Here is a 16520-nt window from a genome sequence, read left to right as displayed (position 1 = left end):
GTTGAGCTCTAAATCGGCGAATGTTCCGTCAATAAGATTCGACGCGATATACTCTTCATTGCGATCCTCGATGAAGGCGTAGGTGTCATCCCATGCGGCCCAATCGTACGTCGTCGTATCTAACTGGGAGAACTCATGAGATAATGCATTCGTGACTCGTTCAACATTCTGGCGGGTATTCTGCTCCTCCAATTTATCGAAACTGTGCAGTAAGAGAACTTGCGAGACTCCGTACAGTATGACGATCAGGCAGACGATTGTGATACCTATGATGATCAGTGTCTTCTTACGCAGTGACTTAGCCATATTCACCACCTCTCAGGAATTTGAGGTCTCCTTCCGCTGAGGTTGTACAATCGACACCAAACCACTCGGTTTTTCGTTGTGGAAATTGTAGTGATGATAAGAGGAGACAAAGCCCGTAATCTACCTGCGATACCGTTATCCTCTCTTGCTCTCGTACTCCAGACATTAACCCGTTTCTCCCAGCAATTCCCCACGAATGCCGCTATCCTGTCTCTTTAGCTCTAACCAGTGGTAATGAGATAAAGACTTTAAAAACCCATGGATATTCTCAAGAAATGTTTACGACTACATCACAAAAATTGTCGGCATTCGCGAAGGTAGATCTATTCGTGCGGTCTCTTGAGTGAAATGCAAAAGGGAACAGCCAACATTAAATAAAAATATCGAGCCTGTTAAAGTGGTACAACTGAGACTTTGCACGGCCTTACAGTTTCTTTACCATCTATCCTAGCAGGAATCAGCGTCTTCATTGCCAACGTCGACGATGAGTAACAGCATCGCCTATCTATCGCCCGTCCCGTAGCATGCTAATAGCTCGAAGATAATCCGTGCGGCGTTAAGACTCGTTATACCGCTGGCATTGTCAAATCGTGGATTCACTTCCACCAGGTCACTGGCCACCACATTCTTCGTTGCTAATAGCCCCCTTATCAGGGCGATCAAATCTTCGAGCGACATTCCGCACGGCTCGGGATGTTCTACCCCGGGCGCAATGCCAGGATCAAGCACGTCAATATCAATAGAAAGATACGTTTTTTCTGTTCCGTCCCCGATTGTGCCTAAAAGCCCGTTCAAGCCTTTTTCTTTTAGTAACGCTGCGTCGTACAGTCGTATTTTGTCTTTGAACACGACGTATTCCTCTTCAGAAGAAGACCTGATTCCTATCTCCACGACATTTTCGAACCCGATCAACTCCGCGATCCGTCGCATCACACACGCATTGGAGATTCGATTGTTTTTATACGAGTCACGGAAATCGGCATGGGCATCTATCGTTATCACTTTGTCTACCTCACCATGCTCGAAGAGGTATTTGACAATCGGGTAGGAGATGGAGTGGTCACCGCCGATGAAGATCTTCTTTTTTTCGAGGTTACATTCTTCGATACGTGCGCTTTCGCCTCTGGTGAACTGCTCTAACGGTATATCTCCGGAGTCGTAATAGTACAGATCGGATAATTCGAATTTTCGATCCCAGAGAAACGTTTCCAGGCGCTGCGAGACCGTTCGTATCGCACGAGGCCCTTCACGTGCGCCTTTCTTGAAGGCGTTACCGTCAAAGGGCACGCCTACGAGTACATACCGTGCTTTTTCCTCATCTGCTTCTGATAGCGAGCCTGAGAACTTCATGTCAAACTTCCCTTCACTAAAAAGAACAGAACGTTTGAAGAAAGAAAACTTTAATTGATGACAGAGGCGCGAATAGAACCATCTCGGGAAAATGCGATTCGTGTCTTATGTAATGTAGCTTTAAGCGGCGAAATCGAAAAGGTGGAGAACTCAGAACAGGCGGTTCACGGAAAAGTACCTTACTGTTTCAGCGATTTTAAACCGTGGCAACTTCGTTTTCGTTAGCCATTCATGCCTTCTTCCCTGCCGTAGCGATTGCCGATCATCACGGTTCATCCAGAAATCGATAGGGGGAGTACCGCAGCAAAGCGTCCCTGAACCCGAGCGGTGAGAAGGAGTTAAACTTATAAATGAAAGACAAGTTACAATAGTATGAGTTAAGCACAGATCCAATCAAAAATGAAGAACAAAAGCCTGGTGGATGTCGCACGAAACAAAACCGTAATACTGAGTATCGTGCTAATCGTCGTGCTCGCGAGTGTTATCGCGCTTATCGCCTACTTCGCTGCACCGGGTAATGATGAAGGAGCAACGGGACTTGAAGTCGTTGATATTAAGGTTACCGAGCCAAAACCATCGGTACTGAACGATCGGACCGTCACCATCGACTACGGTGAATCTGTCACCCTCAACGTTACGGTGAAGAACAAAGGCGCGAATATCACGTCCGGAGACGCTTACTGTGTAGGTATAGGGGTGATTACCACAGAAGGAAGCGCGTACTGGCAATGCCCTCCTGACCAATATATCGGAGTCGATTTGGGTCCTGGAGGAACGTCCCAGCACACCTTCACGGCGTGGAACAGGGAGGAACGGCCGTTTCGCGGAGAATGCGAAATCCAGGGCTATGTCAAAGTGGTGGAGACCGGTGAGATAATTGCTCGCAGCGACATCGTGACCATTGAAATACTGTATCCCGCGTCACACACCTGAGTTTACTTTACCGAACGACGCTCGGCCAGTTCTTTTTCGTTCTTGGTAGGGTATCGTTCTGATTTGTAAGAATCAATTATTCTGTGCGTGTGTTTCCAGTTTTTGAACTCAGGTATAACTTCAATCTTGTTCGTAGCTTACCAAACCCTTTTAAACCGAAGAAACGAACCCAATTGTAGGTCACCAAAATGAAAAGAAATACTGCCATAGCGGTAGTCGTTGTGCTCTGTCTACTCTCGGCTTCGATAGGGTTTTTCCTTGCTCCGGTATCCGATTTTGGGGAACCGGCTGGTTATTACTCACAATCGTCTGAAGGAAGCTCACCTGATTTTTGGCCTGTGCCCGCGCCAGCCGAGAAAGGGGCTTCGGGATCGCTTTATACCGCCACCGCCAGTACGGATACCGAGCAGAAAATCATCCAGCGGGCTTCACTGTGTATCGAGGTAGACGATTTCCAGGCACGTTCTGATGCACTAACGACCATCGTCGAACGATCGGACGGGTTTATCTCGAATTCCTACTCCTACGTTACCGATACCGGCCGTAAACGTGGTGAGATCACGATTAGAGTGCCCGAAGATGCTTTCCTCTCTGTAATTAGTGAACTAGAGCAGCTGGGCACGGTAGAATCGAAACAAACATCGGGCGAAGACGTTACGGAGGAGTACATCGACTTGACGGCGCGGCTCAACAATTCAGAACGGCAGGAACAGCGGTTACTGGAGATTCTCGAGTTGGCTGAGAATGTCGAGGAGGTTTTGGACGTCGAGCGTGAGTTAGCGCGTGTGCGCGGCGAGATCGAACAACTTACCGGTCGGATAACCTATCTTGATAATCGCGTTGAGTTCGCAACGATTTCCGTCTCATTGTACGAGCCGGAGCCGATAACGCACAGCTGGGGCATACGGGACGCGTTTCGCGCTGCCTTCGAAGGCTTTGTATCCGTGATACGAGGATTGATCATCGCTATCGGTTACGTCTTGCCACTTCTCATACTGATTGGCATCGCGTGGCTCATCAAAGCGAAGGTGCTACCGAGGTTACGAAGCGGAGAAGGAGGCACGTAACCGCTGCTCACCTCACCGTGGATTTGAATACCGACCGTGAAAAACGTTTTGTGAATTTTGCGTATCCGCTGCTAACCGAAATTAGTCAATCCACCTTAAGGATAGTGCTTGAGTGCGTGTGTCGGTACGATATAAAGCTTCCCGCCGTTCTGGTTCACCTCAGCATCCACACCGTAAACACGCTTTATATTCTCTCGTGTCAGGACAAAAGCGGGCTCACCAGTAGAGAAAAGGGTACCACCATTCATCATGACTATACGATCGGCGTAGCGTGCCGCTAAATTGAGGTCGTGGATCGCCATGATTGCTGAGATTCCCTTTATCTTCACGATGCTCTGTATCGTGTGCATCACTTCAAGCTGATGTCGAATGTCAAGATTAGACGTGGGCTCATCAAGCAGAAGCAGATCAGGCTCTTGCGTGAGTGCTCGTGCGATAAAGACCTTCTGCATCTGGCCGCCGCTCAGCTCGTTGATGTCGCGCATTGCAAGGTCTTCGATATGCAGCATGTGCAGTGTTTCTAAGACTTTTTCTGTGTCCTTTTCGCTCGTGCGCCAGCCGAGATGCGGGCGTCTGCCCATGAGCACGGCATCGAAGACGGTAGCAGAGAACGCGTGTGCGAGGCTCTGGGGGATATACCCTATTTTTTTAGCCAGTTCTATCCGACTCATTTTTCTTATGTCCTGGCCATCAAGCAGAATACTCCCCGTTTGAGGAGTCAGAATCCCATCGATACATTTCAGAAGTGTGGATTTGCCCGCACCATTTGGACCTAACACGCCCAAAACCTCCTGGGTACCTACCTCTATGCTCACATTCTTCAGTACTGGTACGCTTGCATAGCCGAATGCGACATCCTTTATCTTTAATTGCACCATTTCAGTTTGCTGTCCTCTCCGTGACTTAGGTTACCAGTACTCCCTCCTTCTTCTTAAGATGAGGTATAAAAACAAAGGAACGCCCATGAACGAGGTGACCAGGCCAACTGGCAGGATCGCGGGTGCGATGACTCTCCGGGCAATGGTATCAGCGCCGAGCAAAAGCGCGGCACCGAACAGCCCCGAAGCAGGAATTAAATACCGATTATCGCCACCAATCACCATGCGGCTCATGTGAGGCGCAACCAACCCGATGAAGCCGATGGTGCCCGTGAAGCAGATGATGCCTGCGGTAACGAACGAGGCAATTATAAAACAGACGACTCGTGTCTGATCAACGTTGACACCGAGGCTTTTTGCGCTCTCATCGCCTGCACTCAGTGTGTTCAAATCCCAGGATTTCAGCATGAGAATCGGAACGCAGATGGCAAGGATAATGAACACAAAGAGCAGCTTATCCCATGAGGCTCGTCCAAGACTGCCAAACATCCAGAACACCACCTCAGCCACCGCCGTCTCCTCGCCGAAATACTGTAAAATCCCAGTCATTGCGGAGAATAGATACATCAGGGCGATACCGGCTAAAATCATCGTCTCCGGTGTCGCTCCTTTATGCCGCGATAAGCCGTAGATGATGGAAGCAGAGAGCAGCGCGAAAATAAAGGCGTTGACTATGATGAGATACTGCCCCGTGACAAAGCCTGCACCGAGAATGATGGCAAGCGCAGCACCAAAGCCCGCGGCAGATGCGATTCCCAGCGTATACGGACTTGCCAGTGGGTTGCGCACCACCGCCTGCATTGTGGTTCCGGCAATTGCCAGTCCTATGCCCGCTAAAATGCCCATGATGATGTGCGGGAGTCTCAGGTTCCAGACGACAAGCTCTTTGGTCGTTTCAGGATTTTGAAAGAGCCCGTGCCACAGTATTGAATAGACCTCTATGACCGAGATAGGATACGAGCCGAGCGTTGCCGCTATGCCCGCGATAAGAACAATCAAGATGATAGTCGAGAAGATGAAGAGCACTTTCCGACCGACAAATCGCTTATATTGCGCTCTTATCTCTTCGTTCGTTGTTTCCCGCTCACGCAGTGCATCGTTATCCGACATTATGCTTGCTCCTCCTCATGGTCTCTATCGTTTTGATCCATATCTTTTTGCCCGCTTTTGGCGTGCGTGCACAACCACGGCTCGCGTAAGATCGCTGGACATTTCTTGTTCATGGTGCAGAGCCCACAATTCCTATCTTTTCGTATGCATCCTGCTCGTTCAGCGTACTTTAACGCCAGTTCAGCGCCAGACGCATCAAATGCGCTTCCCGTTGGATACACGCCACCCCACTCAACGGTCTCCAAATATTTTTCACACCTGCGCGCTATCGCTTCTAGCTCATTCGCTGACGGCCCGGGATGGTAATAGAGCATAAAACTGGGCCGAAATCCGACCAGATGATACGGTATTGAAGGATCAAACGAGGCGATAAATTGTGCGATCTCCACTATCTCCTTATCGTTTATTCGTGGCACAACCACAGTTTTAAACGCCCGTATCTTATCCCGATGTTCACTCAGCAACTCAGCATTTCGTAAGACCGGCTCAACCGGAGCGCCGCTCAACGCCAAGTGCGTCTCATTCTGAAATGCATTGATCTCGAGTGTGATATACGAGCACATCTTCACGATTCTCCTCATGCTTTCCTGCGTTGCGAACCCGTTTGTGGTAAATCCTACGCGCAGTTCGGGCATCTCGTTCTTAGCCGCTTTTACCACCTCTTCTATATACGGGAGATGTATGGTCGGTTCACCACCGGTAAAACCCAGCTTCGTGATGCCCGCTTCTCTCAAGGCAGCCACCGCTTCTTCCGCCAACTCTTGAGGCTCGACATAGCCGCGATAGAACCAATTGGTATCCGGATACTGGGACAAGCGATACGCATTGCAATAGAGGCAGCGGAAATTGCAGCCGAGCAAGGTGATCGAGTAACTTTCAAGGGATTCCGCTAGGCAGGTATAGGCGATCTCGGGTATGGTGACGTTGCACACACCCACGTCTTCGTACCTATTAACCCCGCAGTTCCATTCGCATAACCTGCACGCTTCGAATTCTTTCATGCTCATGTCCATTCCTCTCATCCCTTACCGCTCAACTAAAGGGCAAAAGAAGAGGCGTTTTCACCTCTACTCCTTTTCGAGTCTTTGTTCTGGTATTATTTTGAAGCTGGGTGCCCCGTTTGGCTTAGGTTGGTAGCGAGGGATACACCGCTATTCTATCCTCTGGATATCCCACGCCTTGAAATGCGAGATAGTCCCGGTAAACAGCTTCTGGATCTAAGGATACGGATGGGTGGAAGATCTTAGCCCAAGAGGTGAGTCCTACGACATTCCCCAGCCCATAGTCTATCTTACGGTTAACTATGTAAACACGCCCATTTTGAATCGCAGGTATATCCCCGGGAATACGCGTTAAAACGTCTTCTCGCATAGTCTCAGCTTCCTCCGTAACGCCAAGCCACGTATTTGGCTCTTCTTTCAGTATCACCTCAGGATATTGGTCCGGTGAGATCACCCAGGCCCAATCGACCGCCGGATAGTTCTCATCCATATTCTTGGCAATATTATCACCGCCAGCCAGTGCACAAAGCTCAGCAAGTGCGGAACCTTTCCCGTAGGTCTTGAGTTCCCCCATTCCTGTTGAGCTACCCTTCTCGATGTACACCTTAGGCTTCGCAAGTCCGTCCACTGCACGTCTAACCGCAGCCTCCTTATCCTGACGCCACGCAATGTAATCGGCAGCCCTATCTTCTCGTTCCAGGAGATACCCGAGCTCTTCCATCTCTTCCTCTAACTTTGATTGCTCATATAAGGGCAGACCCGCGACGGCAATACCAAAAGGACTTAACTTCTCTTCAACGTCAAACACATCATAATAATACCCGTATGCATCACATATCACAAGAATATCCGGGATAACGGCATTATTCGAGTCGCCTCTTGCGATCTCCACAATTCCCTCGTAATCGAACGCCTTCCACGTACCCACCGAAGGTTTATCCGCCAACTCAGAGAAATACGCCCCGCCTTCGCCGCCCTTTATCGTATCGGTCACACCAACGATGTTATCAACCTCTCCGAGCATTCTGACGGCTTCTGCACTATCGCTTGTCAGCGTGATTATTCGTGTTATCGGCATGTACACGGTTACCGCTCGATTAGAGGCATCCGTGATCGTCCGCGGATAATACACATGGATATGTGCAGCCTCACGCAGCTCATCTAAACTGAGGTGCTCCACGCTTTCACCAAGATATTCGCCCTGCATATACGCCATAAGAGCCTCAACAAGTTCGCCTTCTGATACGATCTTATCACCGTCTTTATCGCCCGGCACCACCAACTCTTGCGCCGTGGAGGGTATAACCGCCACCAGCACCGAGGATGCCAAGAGCACTATTACGACTATACACGTGAGTATGTTTCTCATTCCACACTACCTCCTTCTTCCTTACCTCCCCACATACACACAAGAAGACAGGTGATGAGCAGCGCTATCGCTGTGAAAATCGCTTCGAAGCCCGGCACTTCAGACCTGGGTGTTGCTGCTGGCGTTGCTGTTGGGTTTGGTTTCGGCGTTGTCACCGGCGGCGTTGTCGTATCCGTGATGTTTCCTTCCTTATCACTGAGCATGTCAATCCAGGTTCCGGAAAACGTGCCCTCGCCCGAAGAAGGCGCCGTCACCCTATAGGTTATCTCCTTTTCGTTTACCACAACAAAAGCAATATCTTGCCCTGAAACTTCGTAGTCTTCACACATTGTGCTGACAAAGCGGAACCCCTCAGGAATCGTTTCAACGATACCAACGACCAACGGCAGTTCACCGGTGATCGTCAATTTCACCTCGAACTCCGCACCTGAAGCGTGGCTGGCGGGAGCGTACCTTGTCACTTCATTCACTTCCGCGCCCTGCGCCACCGTGACCGTTCCCGAAATGAAAGCAGCAGTTGCTAACAGCATACATAAAAGCAGCGCCGTCAAGCTTTTTTCGCTCTTGTTTTCACGTTTTATCTCCATTTCACCCTTAAAAACCTCCGATCACGTCCATCTGAGATGACACGTTTCTTGATCTTTTGCTTCGTACGTTATATAAATATAGATGATTTTAATAAAATAGGGAACGTTTTAATATTAACTTATGCATCAATATCTTAATCGCCCAAAAATAGATAAGATGTGGTGGAGAAGGACTAAAAATGAGCGGTAGTAAGAGCGGGGGTTTGAATGTGAAACGGGTAGCGTTGGGGTTTTTACTACTTCTGATGGGACTCACTTTTTGCCTCGAAATCGTCGTGCCACTCGTTTTGGCAACCACCGTTCCCGGAACGCAGGAGATAGATGGCTTTGACGTCAACTACGATAATATCTCTATTAAGCTGGATGGTGAAGAAACCTCAACCGTATTAATTGGCCAAGAAATACAATTTTACAACCGCAGTGGCGGATCCTCCGGAATGGTTACGTTGATAGGAATATCAGGTGATGCAGAAGATCACCCGCAAAATTCAGAAACGAATGGGAGACTTGATACAACCTCCCGACCATTAAAAACGGGCACGTATACTGCAACGTGTGCTTCTGGTTGTAATGATACCACCATTATTGTTGAAGAACCGTATATGAACTTAAAGCTGAAGCGAGACGGCGAAACGATCGACCGTATACCCGTAAATTCGGACTTTACTGTGTCATTGAGCACCAATTTAGACAAAAACGATGGGGTAACCCTGGAGGTCACCGATCCCGGTGAAATTAAACACACCGACTTTGAGAGGGTTAATGTCGATCATCTCACGGACTTGGTAATACCCACATCGGGGTGGGAGTTGGGAACGTGGACCTTCAAGATTGTTACAGAGGAGGACTATGCACGTGGCTTAGATGAGGAGAGTAACGAAGTAGAATTGGAGGTGGTAAGCGGTGAGCTTGAGATTGAGGCGAAGAAGACCGAAGTAGTCGAGTTAGAGAACGTGCAGTTGACGGTAACCGGTATGCCTGGTCTCGACATATCTATCTCGGTAGACAGAAACGCAGACTACGCTATCTTCCCTGCCAAGAAGAATGATAATCCCTCGGAGGATAACGTTGGTAGCTTTGATGATACGATAGAACCTGAGGGGGAGATGAGATACGTGGTCTATTTTAGCAGAACAGGCGCTTATACGGTGCGAGTAGAGGATTTAACGAGTGATGCAGAAGCCTACGTTGATATTGCAGTAGCAAAGAAGAAAGTGACGTTCTCGATGCCTGAGACCTGCGCAATTGGGTCGGACCTCGTGGTTAGCGGTACGGCAAACACAGGAAATACCGTTGATATCGCCATTGACGACATCATTGTCAAGAATAAGATAGCGATTGATAATGACGGCGCATTCGAGGTGAAACTGCCCACGCCCAAAACGTCGGGTACGGGTACTGATGAGGATGCCATAACGATCAAGGCGTTTATATCTATAGACCCCGAGGGGGGCTTTGCCTTAGGTGATGACGTTTCGGGCGAAGAATATGACGGTTCTACCATGGTACTGATGGTCACCGGAAGCTTGACCGCAGAATCATCAACTTCGGTAATTTCACCTGGAGATTCTTTTACCCTCAGCGGTACCGCACTTGGATCCAAGTGGGTGGACGTTCTCATTGTGGCACCGAAAGGCGGCGGCGGAAACGGCATTAATCCTCCGAATTCCGAACTCAATGAACTTCCCAGCGGAATCGTTTATGAGACGGCATCGGTGAGCGGCGGAACGTATACCTGGTCAATTGAGAGTAACGTTCAGGAAGATGCGGATACAGGGACCTATCTCGCATTCGTGCTCACGCCAGGGAAGAATCAGATATACGATAAAATTAATGATGACGATCTGCTGACCGGCATTGCAGATAGTTATTTCGATAGCGATCTCAGCAAGCTTGCTGCGAAGACGCAGGAACAGATAAAATCCATACTGCAAGATGCGACGACCGAAGCTGCAGGCAGCGATGATTTCATGAAGGTAGTGAAGATAGATGTGGGGAGGGCAGAAATAGCGCTCCGTTCTCTTCCGGATGTCGTTATCGGCGATGACCTCGTGATCACCGGAATCTCGAATAGAGAAGGCCACACGATCATCGTGAAGGTGCAGGGCCCGATAAACCTTGAATCGAAGTTCGCAAAGGTTGCAGATGGGAAATTCAACGCCACGTTCAGTACGTCCGAAGCGTTAACCGGAGAGTACACTGTAGAAGCCGATGACGGTGAAGGGCATACGGATACGAAAACGGTGAACATCATCACGCCGATTCGAACGGAGGCGTTACCAACATCAGCGCCAACGAGTTCTGCCACGCCAACAACGACTGAGCAAGAGTCTGAATCAATACCGACAACGTCACCAGAGAATTCGGAAGCACCAACTTCATCACCACAGCTTCCCGTGCCCGGATTTGAAATTGTTGGTGTCATATTTGCAGTAGTAGCCGTGTATCTCATCGTATTTGTGAGAAGAGAGGAAAGAGGAGATTAGAGATCGAAATTTACCGTTTTTTCTTGCGCATCAGAAGTAGAAATGCTCCTCCAATGAGCGCACACAAGGCAATCGCGAGTTCAAATCCCGGCACCGATGCTCCGCCTGTCTCCGAGTTTTGCGTCTCCTCATGAGCTGCAGGCGTGGATGGTGGCGTTGATGCGGATATCTGTGGCGGCACGGTGCTCGGAGACGGTGTAGATGCAGTCAGCACTTTTTCTTCTGCGGTTACCGCGAATATCGAAAATCCAGTCGTCTCTGCTTCGAAATACACACTGGCATTCTCTTCATCACCGACCTTAGCCGTGGGTAGCGCGGTCCATCCATCACGTTCATGGTACCTATTTAACGTGACTGCAGCCTCGTCAATGTTGTTGGCAGTGATCCAAGATTTTGAGACTTTAAACTCAATTCTCCCTTCTATGTTCGCATTCTCCGCCTCATGCTCCACGTTTATATCGAGATAAACGTATGGAATGCCTGAGGTTTCGGGGATTTCATATGGCTTCTCCACCCGTTCCACGACGACCTTCGCATCGCTCACATTGGTATCGGCGGTAAGAGCGAGCAGTGAAACGTCCATATCCTGAAAGATCATCGCTACTTCCTTCTCGGCTTCCAGCAGCGGAATATCCCGGGACGCTTTTGTTATCTTGGTCGCGGGAGCCGCGGACGCTGACGAAGGTGTTGATGTTACAGTTGCTGTATCTTTCGCACTCGAACCGCCGCTGCCACTACCACCTCCATCCTCTTCTTTTTCCTCTGTATAGGTAATCACAAGAAACGCATTAGCCGGCATCATGTTATCGCCGTCATCGCCTTGGATCACCTCGTTGTCCTCATCTTCAAGATACTGCGTGACATCAATCGCAGCCATTCCCTGCTGTGCTTCATCGGCACCGATATGCATTGAAATGCCTGTTAGATCCTCGCTGCTACTCCATGAACCATAGTATCCGTTGTATAACCCTTTCCCCAGCTCTGTTACACCGTTAAATCGGATAACATCGTCTTCAGCATCATCCGCCCAGGGAGAGACAACGCCAAGTACCGCTTCTTCCACTTCCAAATCTAAATGCTCACCGGAGAACTCAGCGGAGTTAAGGCATTCTTCTAAGCCGAGAAAGCCACCCTCAGCCCTTATCTCTCTGCCACCCATGAGAATATCAGCACCTTCGGTTATCCAATATTCCCTCTTTGGTGCGGTGGCATCCTCGTAAACAACGAGCAGCGCGGGCGCGGCGAATGAATACTGCTCGGTGAAGTCCTCATCGCTTCCGTCATTGATATTTTCAACGGTCACGGCGTACGTCCCATTTTCTTGTACGTAATTCGTGACGTCGTAGGCGTACGTGCCCCACGCGTGAAATCGGAAATTTAGAAAATCGCCCTTGATATCGTTATAGCTCGCATCCAAGCTAAGTTTCGTGGAGGTGCCTCCCGGTGTCTGCAACGTCAGGTCAATTTTCGGTGCTTTGGGTACCGACCCTGCGGGTTCCGCCCACGTGTAATAGAGATAGAATCGTGCCAGTTTGGTACTGCCGGGGATCTGCAAATTGTAATTGGTATCATAGGGTTTGCCGTATATTGTTCCGCTGTCACCGGTATCATCACTGCGATACACTGCATCGCCTGTGGTGAGTATCAAGCCGCCGTTTATCACGTCGTGCGCGTACTCTTCCAGAGGCTCGTCAGCCGCGAAGCCGTTCCAGACGACTTCCTGAGCTCTCGTCAGTTCGTTATTTGTCTCGTTGGACTCTTGTACTTCCTCGTCTTCGTCAACCACCGCCTGCAGTGTGTAGTTCTTATTGGTCTCCCGGTAGATGAGTTTCGCTCCTTGTGCCGTAGTAGTCCAGCTCAACGGATCTTCACCTTCGGGCGTCCACGCGAATCTCAGCTCGCGCTGCTTACCGGCGCGCAGGTCAGCAATTGCTTCACTCCCAACCGGATCATCGTCCGCATAGAGCTTCACTTCAGCATTTGTGGCTGTTGCAGTCCCGTTATTCCTCACCGTGACGTTCACGTAATTCCATAGATTGAAAAAGGGCTCGCCCATAGCAAGGCCGCCATAATCTTCCAACCATTTGTAATGGTACGGCTTGATCGCTGTAACGGTGAGGTCTGGCAACTCCTCACCGTCACCCGCTGATCCAGAAGTATTCTGTGCGAGAGCCGGTGCTGAACCGGCGAGACCGATAAGGAGAATAAAGGTCGCTAAGACGCATGCCGTTGCGATTCGTTCAAGAGTGTTCCTGCACTGCAGACCCATTTTATCCTTCACACCTCACCTCGTGCTCAATATAATATAAAGGCAGGTATCCAAGTATCATATTCCCTCCCGTTGGCATCGGTAAATTTCTCACACGTGACTATTCCTCCGTCCACTGGTAATTCCTTCTGATGATGAATCTGTGGATACGAGCCTGTTTGAATCGTATAGTGATACGTAACACCTTTTTTCAAAGTTATGGTTCGGTTGAGTGAGATGGTCTGATAATCGCCTTGGTACCCGTCCCAGTGCCCTTTGACGCAAGCTCCGGTCGTTTCATTCCAGATTCGTATGAACTCGGTATGCCCGCCCGTCCCTGGACACTGATAGGTGTACAGGCTACTCACCGTGATGTTCGTGTCCACCGTAATTGACCCATTATGAATCCCGGAGATACTTGGATATCGAGATTCTGGCAAACCCGTGTCAAGGATATCCTCTTCCTGCGTTAGCAGCAAAATGGCGCTGCTTGGCATCATACAATCGCCGTCATCTCCTTGAATCGCCTCGTTAGCACTGGCGTTGAGGTAGGCCGTGACATCGGTTACGTTAACACCTATCTGAGCATCGTCAGCGCCCACCATCATCGTTATGCCGTCCGTTGAGATGTTGTAAGCACGGCCATAGCCGCTGTACACACCCCGCCCCAATTCAACATCGTTAAAATACATATATGTGGTCATTCCCGGCTCCCAGCTCACGCCCGCCCAAGGGGCGACAACACCAAGTTTCGCTTCCTTTACTTTACTCACCTCTATGTCTCCAAGAAACCGTGCAGTGTTCCGGCACTCCGACAATTCAAGAAAGCCGCCTTTGCTCCGTCGCCCACCTAAGAGAATATCTGCGCCTTCAGTGAGCCAGTATTCTCGTTCGGGCATCGTACTATTCTCATAAACGACGAGCATGGCAGGGGCTGCAAACGCATAATCCGTTGCAAAGTCTGAATCGCCACCGTCGTTCAGATTCGTTATATTAACGGTATAGGTGCCGCTCTTGTTTATATAATTCGTTATATTGAAGACGTAGGTCCCCCAAACGAAGCGATGGGCGTCGAAATCGCCTTTGATATCGTTATAGCTCTGTTCCATACTCAGCGTATGAACGGTGCCGAAGGTGTCTTTGAGTTTGATACCGATCTTTGGCGTGGTATACGACGGTTGTGCCCACGTATAATAGAGATACAGTCGCGCTACAGTTACATTCCCGGGCAGCGCTAAATCGTAATTCACGTCGTAATACGTGCCGTATTTGGTACCATAACAATTAACACCACGGTATTGGCCATCACCGGTCGTGTAAATTATCCCGCCGTTCACGTTTCCGTGCAGGGAATTCTCGAGTGGCTCATCGCCCGTGAATCCGTTCCACACCACCTTCTGCTCTTTTGTGAGTTCATTATTCTCTTCATTCTCTTCTGATACTTCGTCACCCCCGTCAACCACTGCTCTCAGCACGTACTCCTTGCTGGTATCAGTATAAGCGCAGATAGCCCCTTCAGTGGTATCGATCCAGCTCAAAGGGTCTTCACCTTCGGGCTTCCATTCGAATTTCACCTCTGTAGCCGCACCTGCCGACAGACCATTTACCGATTCAGCTCCAATCTGCGTCTCATTTGCATAGAGCATCACCGCAAAGGGGCCAGCATTCCCCGTCCCGTTATTGTACACCGTAACGTTCACATAGTTCGTGAGGTTGAACCACGGTTCGCCCTTCGAGCAGTTATATTCCTCCGACCACTCGTAGTGGTATGGTTTAATCGCTGTTGCGATGAGGTCTGGAGATTTTTCAAGCGTCAAGATCGCGAGCGGTACGTTTATATACGTATCCTCACAGCGAGTGAACCAGACAAGGTTCTCCGATGCGGTTACGTAGCTCGAGACATCCCACGTGTTCAACTCGAACGTGTTGGTATCTAGCATGTTCGTGTTCAGGGGGTGGTCATTGAACGTCATGCCCGAGCTGCAAGAGGGATCATAAGCGGTCAGGTGCACCACCGTCAGATTTGCTCTGGTCACAGTAGCGACATCCACGGTACCATTGAAATACGTTGTGCCAGTATCGTGAGCAACCGGTGGCCACGTCGCTTCTGCGTAGTGGAAGGCATCGTTACCGTCGTTTATCCAGTACTGGATATTCTTCGGGTTATCGCCATCTTCATAGATCGCTATCAACACGATGCCGTAGACGCGCCCATCGAAGGCGCCGTACGTTTCGTTGATCTTCCTTACTCTCGCGGTGTTCGAGGTGCCCGCATCGACTAACCCGGTAACATTATAGAACATCCAGTATTTGCCGTGTGATGTGCACCAAACATGTTGATTCGTATCGTCTTCGCCTTGTAGATGGATTGGGCCGAGTCCGTTCTGATCAGCAACACCGTTGAATGTTACGTTTACCCAGCCTTTGTAGCTCTCGCGTCCGCCCCAGATGCCGGTATACAGATAAGCCCATTTCACCGTGCCGTTTGGCATCGTTGTAGTCAAAGAAAGATCTCTTGAGCCGTCCCAGGGCACGTAGTCGATGAATACGCCGCCGTTTACGGTGCCGTTCAGTCTCGTCTCCACCGGCCAGCCATCGAAATTGTAATCGGCTAAAGCCGGGGTGCATGAACAAACGTATAACACTACAATTGCGACTATGGTCGTGATAGCTATCTTGTTCATTTTTCATCTTGGAGGAAATAAAAAGGGAGGAAAACAGAAAAACTCCCCCCCGAATTTTTCGTTCACATCTTTTTCTTCCTCAGCGCCACGTATGCAATTGCTATCAGGCTTACAATGGCACAGATCGCTTCGAAGCCCGGTTCTTCCGGCGTTGGCGTCGGTGTTGCAGTTGCCGGTGGTGCTTCAGGCGTTGCCACAGGCGTTGGTACAGGTGTCACTGCTGGTGTTACCGTTGGTGTAATTGTATGTGTTGGTTCCGGTGTCGCCGCGGATTTGAGGGGATAGTCGTCCGCGTTGTTTGGATCCGTGCCCGCAAGAAGTTCCTCTATGTCAGAGTACCCATCGCCATCTGAGTCGGTTGCAGTGTAAGTCCCCCCTCCACCGCCACCGCCACCGCGTTTTGATTTTGATGGTTCGTATTCCACCACAAGGAAGGTATTAGCAGCACCCACACCGTCGCCCGTTGTCTCGCCATCCGGTATGTGGCTCTGGAGACGTGCC

Annotated in this window: 14 protein-coding genes; 3 read left to right on the top strand and 11 right to left on the bottom strand. The window is 49.8% G+C overall.

The genetic code is table 11. From position 1 onward, the window contains the following. The 3 genes from JW878_04815 to speB all read right to left on the bottom strand — a co-directional run. Positions 1-306 (bottom strand): histidine kinase (locus JW878_04815; GenBank protein MBN1762384.1); only part of this gene is annotated, 306 nt, incomplete at its 3' end. Then, positions 299-472: a hypothetical protein gene (locus tag JW878_04810; protein MBN1762383.1), complete on the bottom strand. Its 174-nt coding sequence runs from the start codon at positions 470-472 to the stop codon at positions 299-301. The genes JW878_04810 and JW878_04815, both read right to left, overlap by 8 nt. Positions 473-807: 335 nt before the next feature. Then, on the bottom strand, positions 808-1656 hold the full coding sequence (speB, locus tag JW878_04805; protein MBN1762382.1) for an agmatinase: 849 nt from the start codon (positions 1654-1656) through the stop codon (positions 808-810). 399 nt (positions 1657-2055) lie between these two features. Between speB and JW878_04800 the strand changes: the two genes are divergently transcribed. Together JW878_04800 and JW878_04795 are read left to right on the top strand one after the other, a co-directional pair. Further along, positions 2056-2589 carry a hypothetical protein gene (locus tag JW878_04800; protein ID MBN1762381.1) on the top strand — a complete coding sequence of 178 codons (534 nt, stop codon included), beginning with the start codon at positions 2056-2058 and terminating at the stop codon, positions 2587-2589. Positions 2590-2777: 188 nt separating this feature from the next. Then, entirely contained in the window at positions 2778-3656 is an 879-nt protein-coding gene (locus JW878_04795) for a DUF4349 domain-containing protein (protein ID MBN1762380.1), read from the top strand. Between the two features lie 95 nt (positions 3657-3751). Here the strand turns inward: JW878_04795 and JW878_04790 are convergent, their stop codons facing one another. The 5 genes from JW878_04790 to JW878_04770 all read right to left on the bottom strand — a co-directional run bounded on the left by JW878_04790 (position 3752) and on the right by JW878_04770 (position 8601). Then, the gene (locus JW878_04790) at positions 3752-4534 is read right to left on the bottom strand and encodes an ABC transporter ATP-binding protein (protein ID MBN1762379.1); all 783 of its coding nucleotides are present in this window, start codon (positions 4532-4534) and stop codon (positions 3752-3754) included. A gap of 30 nt (positions 4535-4564) precedes the next feature. Next, on the bottom strand, positions 4565-5644 hold the full coding sequence (locus tag JW878_04785) for an iron ABC transporter permease (protein MBN1762378.1): 1080 nt from the start codon (positions 5642-5644) through the stop codon (positions 4565-4567). Continuing rightward, positions 5644-6645 carry a radical SAM protein gene (locus tag JW878_04780; protein MBN1762377.1) on the bottom strand — a complete coding sequence of 334 codons (1002 nt, stop codon included), beginning with the start codon at positions 6643-6645 and terminating at the stop codon, positions 5644-5646. Before JW878_04780 ends, JW878_04785 begins: the two co-directional genes overlap by 1 nt. A 124-nt stretch (positions 6646-6769) precedes the next feature. Beyond that, complete coding sequence (locus JW878_04775; GenBank protein MBN1762376.1) at positions 6770-8014, bottom strand: ABC transporter substrate-binding protein; 1245 nt, start codon at positions 8012-8014, stop codon at positions 6770-6772. Beyond that, on the bottom strand, positions 8011-8601 hold the full coding sequence (locus JW878_04770) for a hypothetical protein (GenBank protein MBN1762375.1): 591 nt from the start codon (positions 8599-8601) through the stop codon (positions 8011-8013). The genes JW878_04775 and JW878_04770 overlap by 4 nt, the downstream gene beginning before the upstream one ends. Before the next feature lie 179 nt (positions 8602-8780). Here JW878_04770 and JW878_04765 point away from each other — a divergent pair, with 179 nt between their 5' ends. Continuing rightward, positions 8781-11087, top strand: coding sequence for a hypothetical protein (locus tag JW878_04765; protein MBN1762374.1), 2307 nt, complete (start codon positions 8781-8783; stop codon positions 11085-11087). A gap of 10 nt (positions 11088-11097) precedes the next feature. On the opposite strand, the gene JW878_04760 is transcribed toward JW878_04765, so the two are convergent. The 3 genes from JW878_04760 to JW878_04750 form a co-directional block, all read right to left on the bottom strand. Further along, positions 11098-13368 (bottom strand): DUF3344 domain-containing protein, encoded by a 2271-nt coding sequence (locus JW878_04760; GenBank protein ID MBN1762373.1) that lies wholly within the window; start codon positions 13366-13368, stop codon positions 11098-11100. A 14-nt stretch (positions 13369-13382) separates the two neighbouring features. Next, entirely contained in the window at positions 13383-16019 is a 2637-nt protein-coding gene (locus tag JW878_04755; protein MBN1762372.1) for a DUF3344 domain-containing protein, read from the bottom strand. Positions 16020-16081: 62 nt separating this feature from the next. After that, the coding region (locus JW878_04750) for a hypothetical protein (GenBank protein MBN1762371.1) at positions 16082-16520 on the bottom strand (439 nt) is incomplete at its 5' end.

It is taken from the genome of Methanomicrobia archaeon (assembly GCA_016930255.1).
Taxonomy (GTDB): Archaea; Halobacteriota; Syntropharchaeia; order Alkanophagales; family Methanospirareceae; genus JACGMN01.
The sequence above is the reverse complement of the archived record's forward strand: the minus strand, read 5'-3'. Positions and strand labels throughout refer to the sequence as shown.

Excerpts from the sequence above, each read along its gene's own strand:
- JW878_04810 (MBN1762383.1), bottom strand. The coding sequence starts at position 472 with ATGTCTGGAGTACGAGAGCAAGAGAGGATAACGGTATCGCAGGTAGAT.
- speB (MBN1762382.1), bottom strand. The coding sequence starts at position 1,656 with ATGAAGTTCTCAGGCTCGCTATCAGAAGCAGATGAGGAAAAAGCACGG.
- JW878_04800 (MBN1762381.1), top strand. The coding sequence starts at position 2,056 with ATGAAGAACAAAAGCCTGGTGGATGTCGCACGAAACAAAACCGTAATA.
- JW878_04795 (MBN1762380.1), top strand. The coding sequence starts at position 2,778 with ATGAAAAGAAATACTGCCATAGCGGTAGTCGTTGTGCTCTGTCTACTC.
- JW878_04790 (MBN1762379.1), bottom strand. The coding sequence starts at position 4,534 with ATGGTGCAATTAAAGATAAAGGATGTCGCATTCGGCTATGCAAGCGTA.
- JW878_04785 (MBN1762378.1), bottom strand. The coding sequence starts at position 5,644 with ATGTCGGATAACGATGCACTGCGTGAGCGGGAAACAACGAACGAAGAG.
- JW878_04780 (MBN1762377.1), bottom strand. The coding sequence starts at position 6,645 with ATGAAAGAATTCGAAGCGTGCAGGTTATGCGAATGGAACTGCGGGGTT.
- JW878_04775 (MBN1762376.1), bottom strand. The coding sequence starts at position 8,014 with ATGAGAAACATACTCACGTGTATAGTCGTAATAGTGCTCTTGGCATCC.
- JW878_04770 (MBN1762375.1), bottom strand. The coding sequence starts at position 8,601 with ATGGAGATAAAACGTGAAAACAAGAGCGAAAAAAGCTTGACGGCGCTG.
- JW878_04765 (MBN1762374.1), top strand. The coding sequence starts at position 8,781 with ATGAGCGGTAGTAAGAGCGGGGGTTTGAATGTGAAACGGGTAGCGTTG.
- JW878_04755 (MBN1762372.1), bottom strand. The coding sequence starts at position 16,019 with ATGAACAAGATAGCTATCACGACCATAGTCGCAATTGTAGTGTTATAC.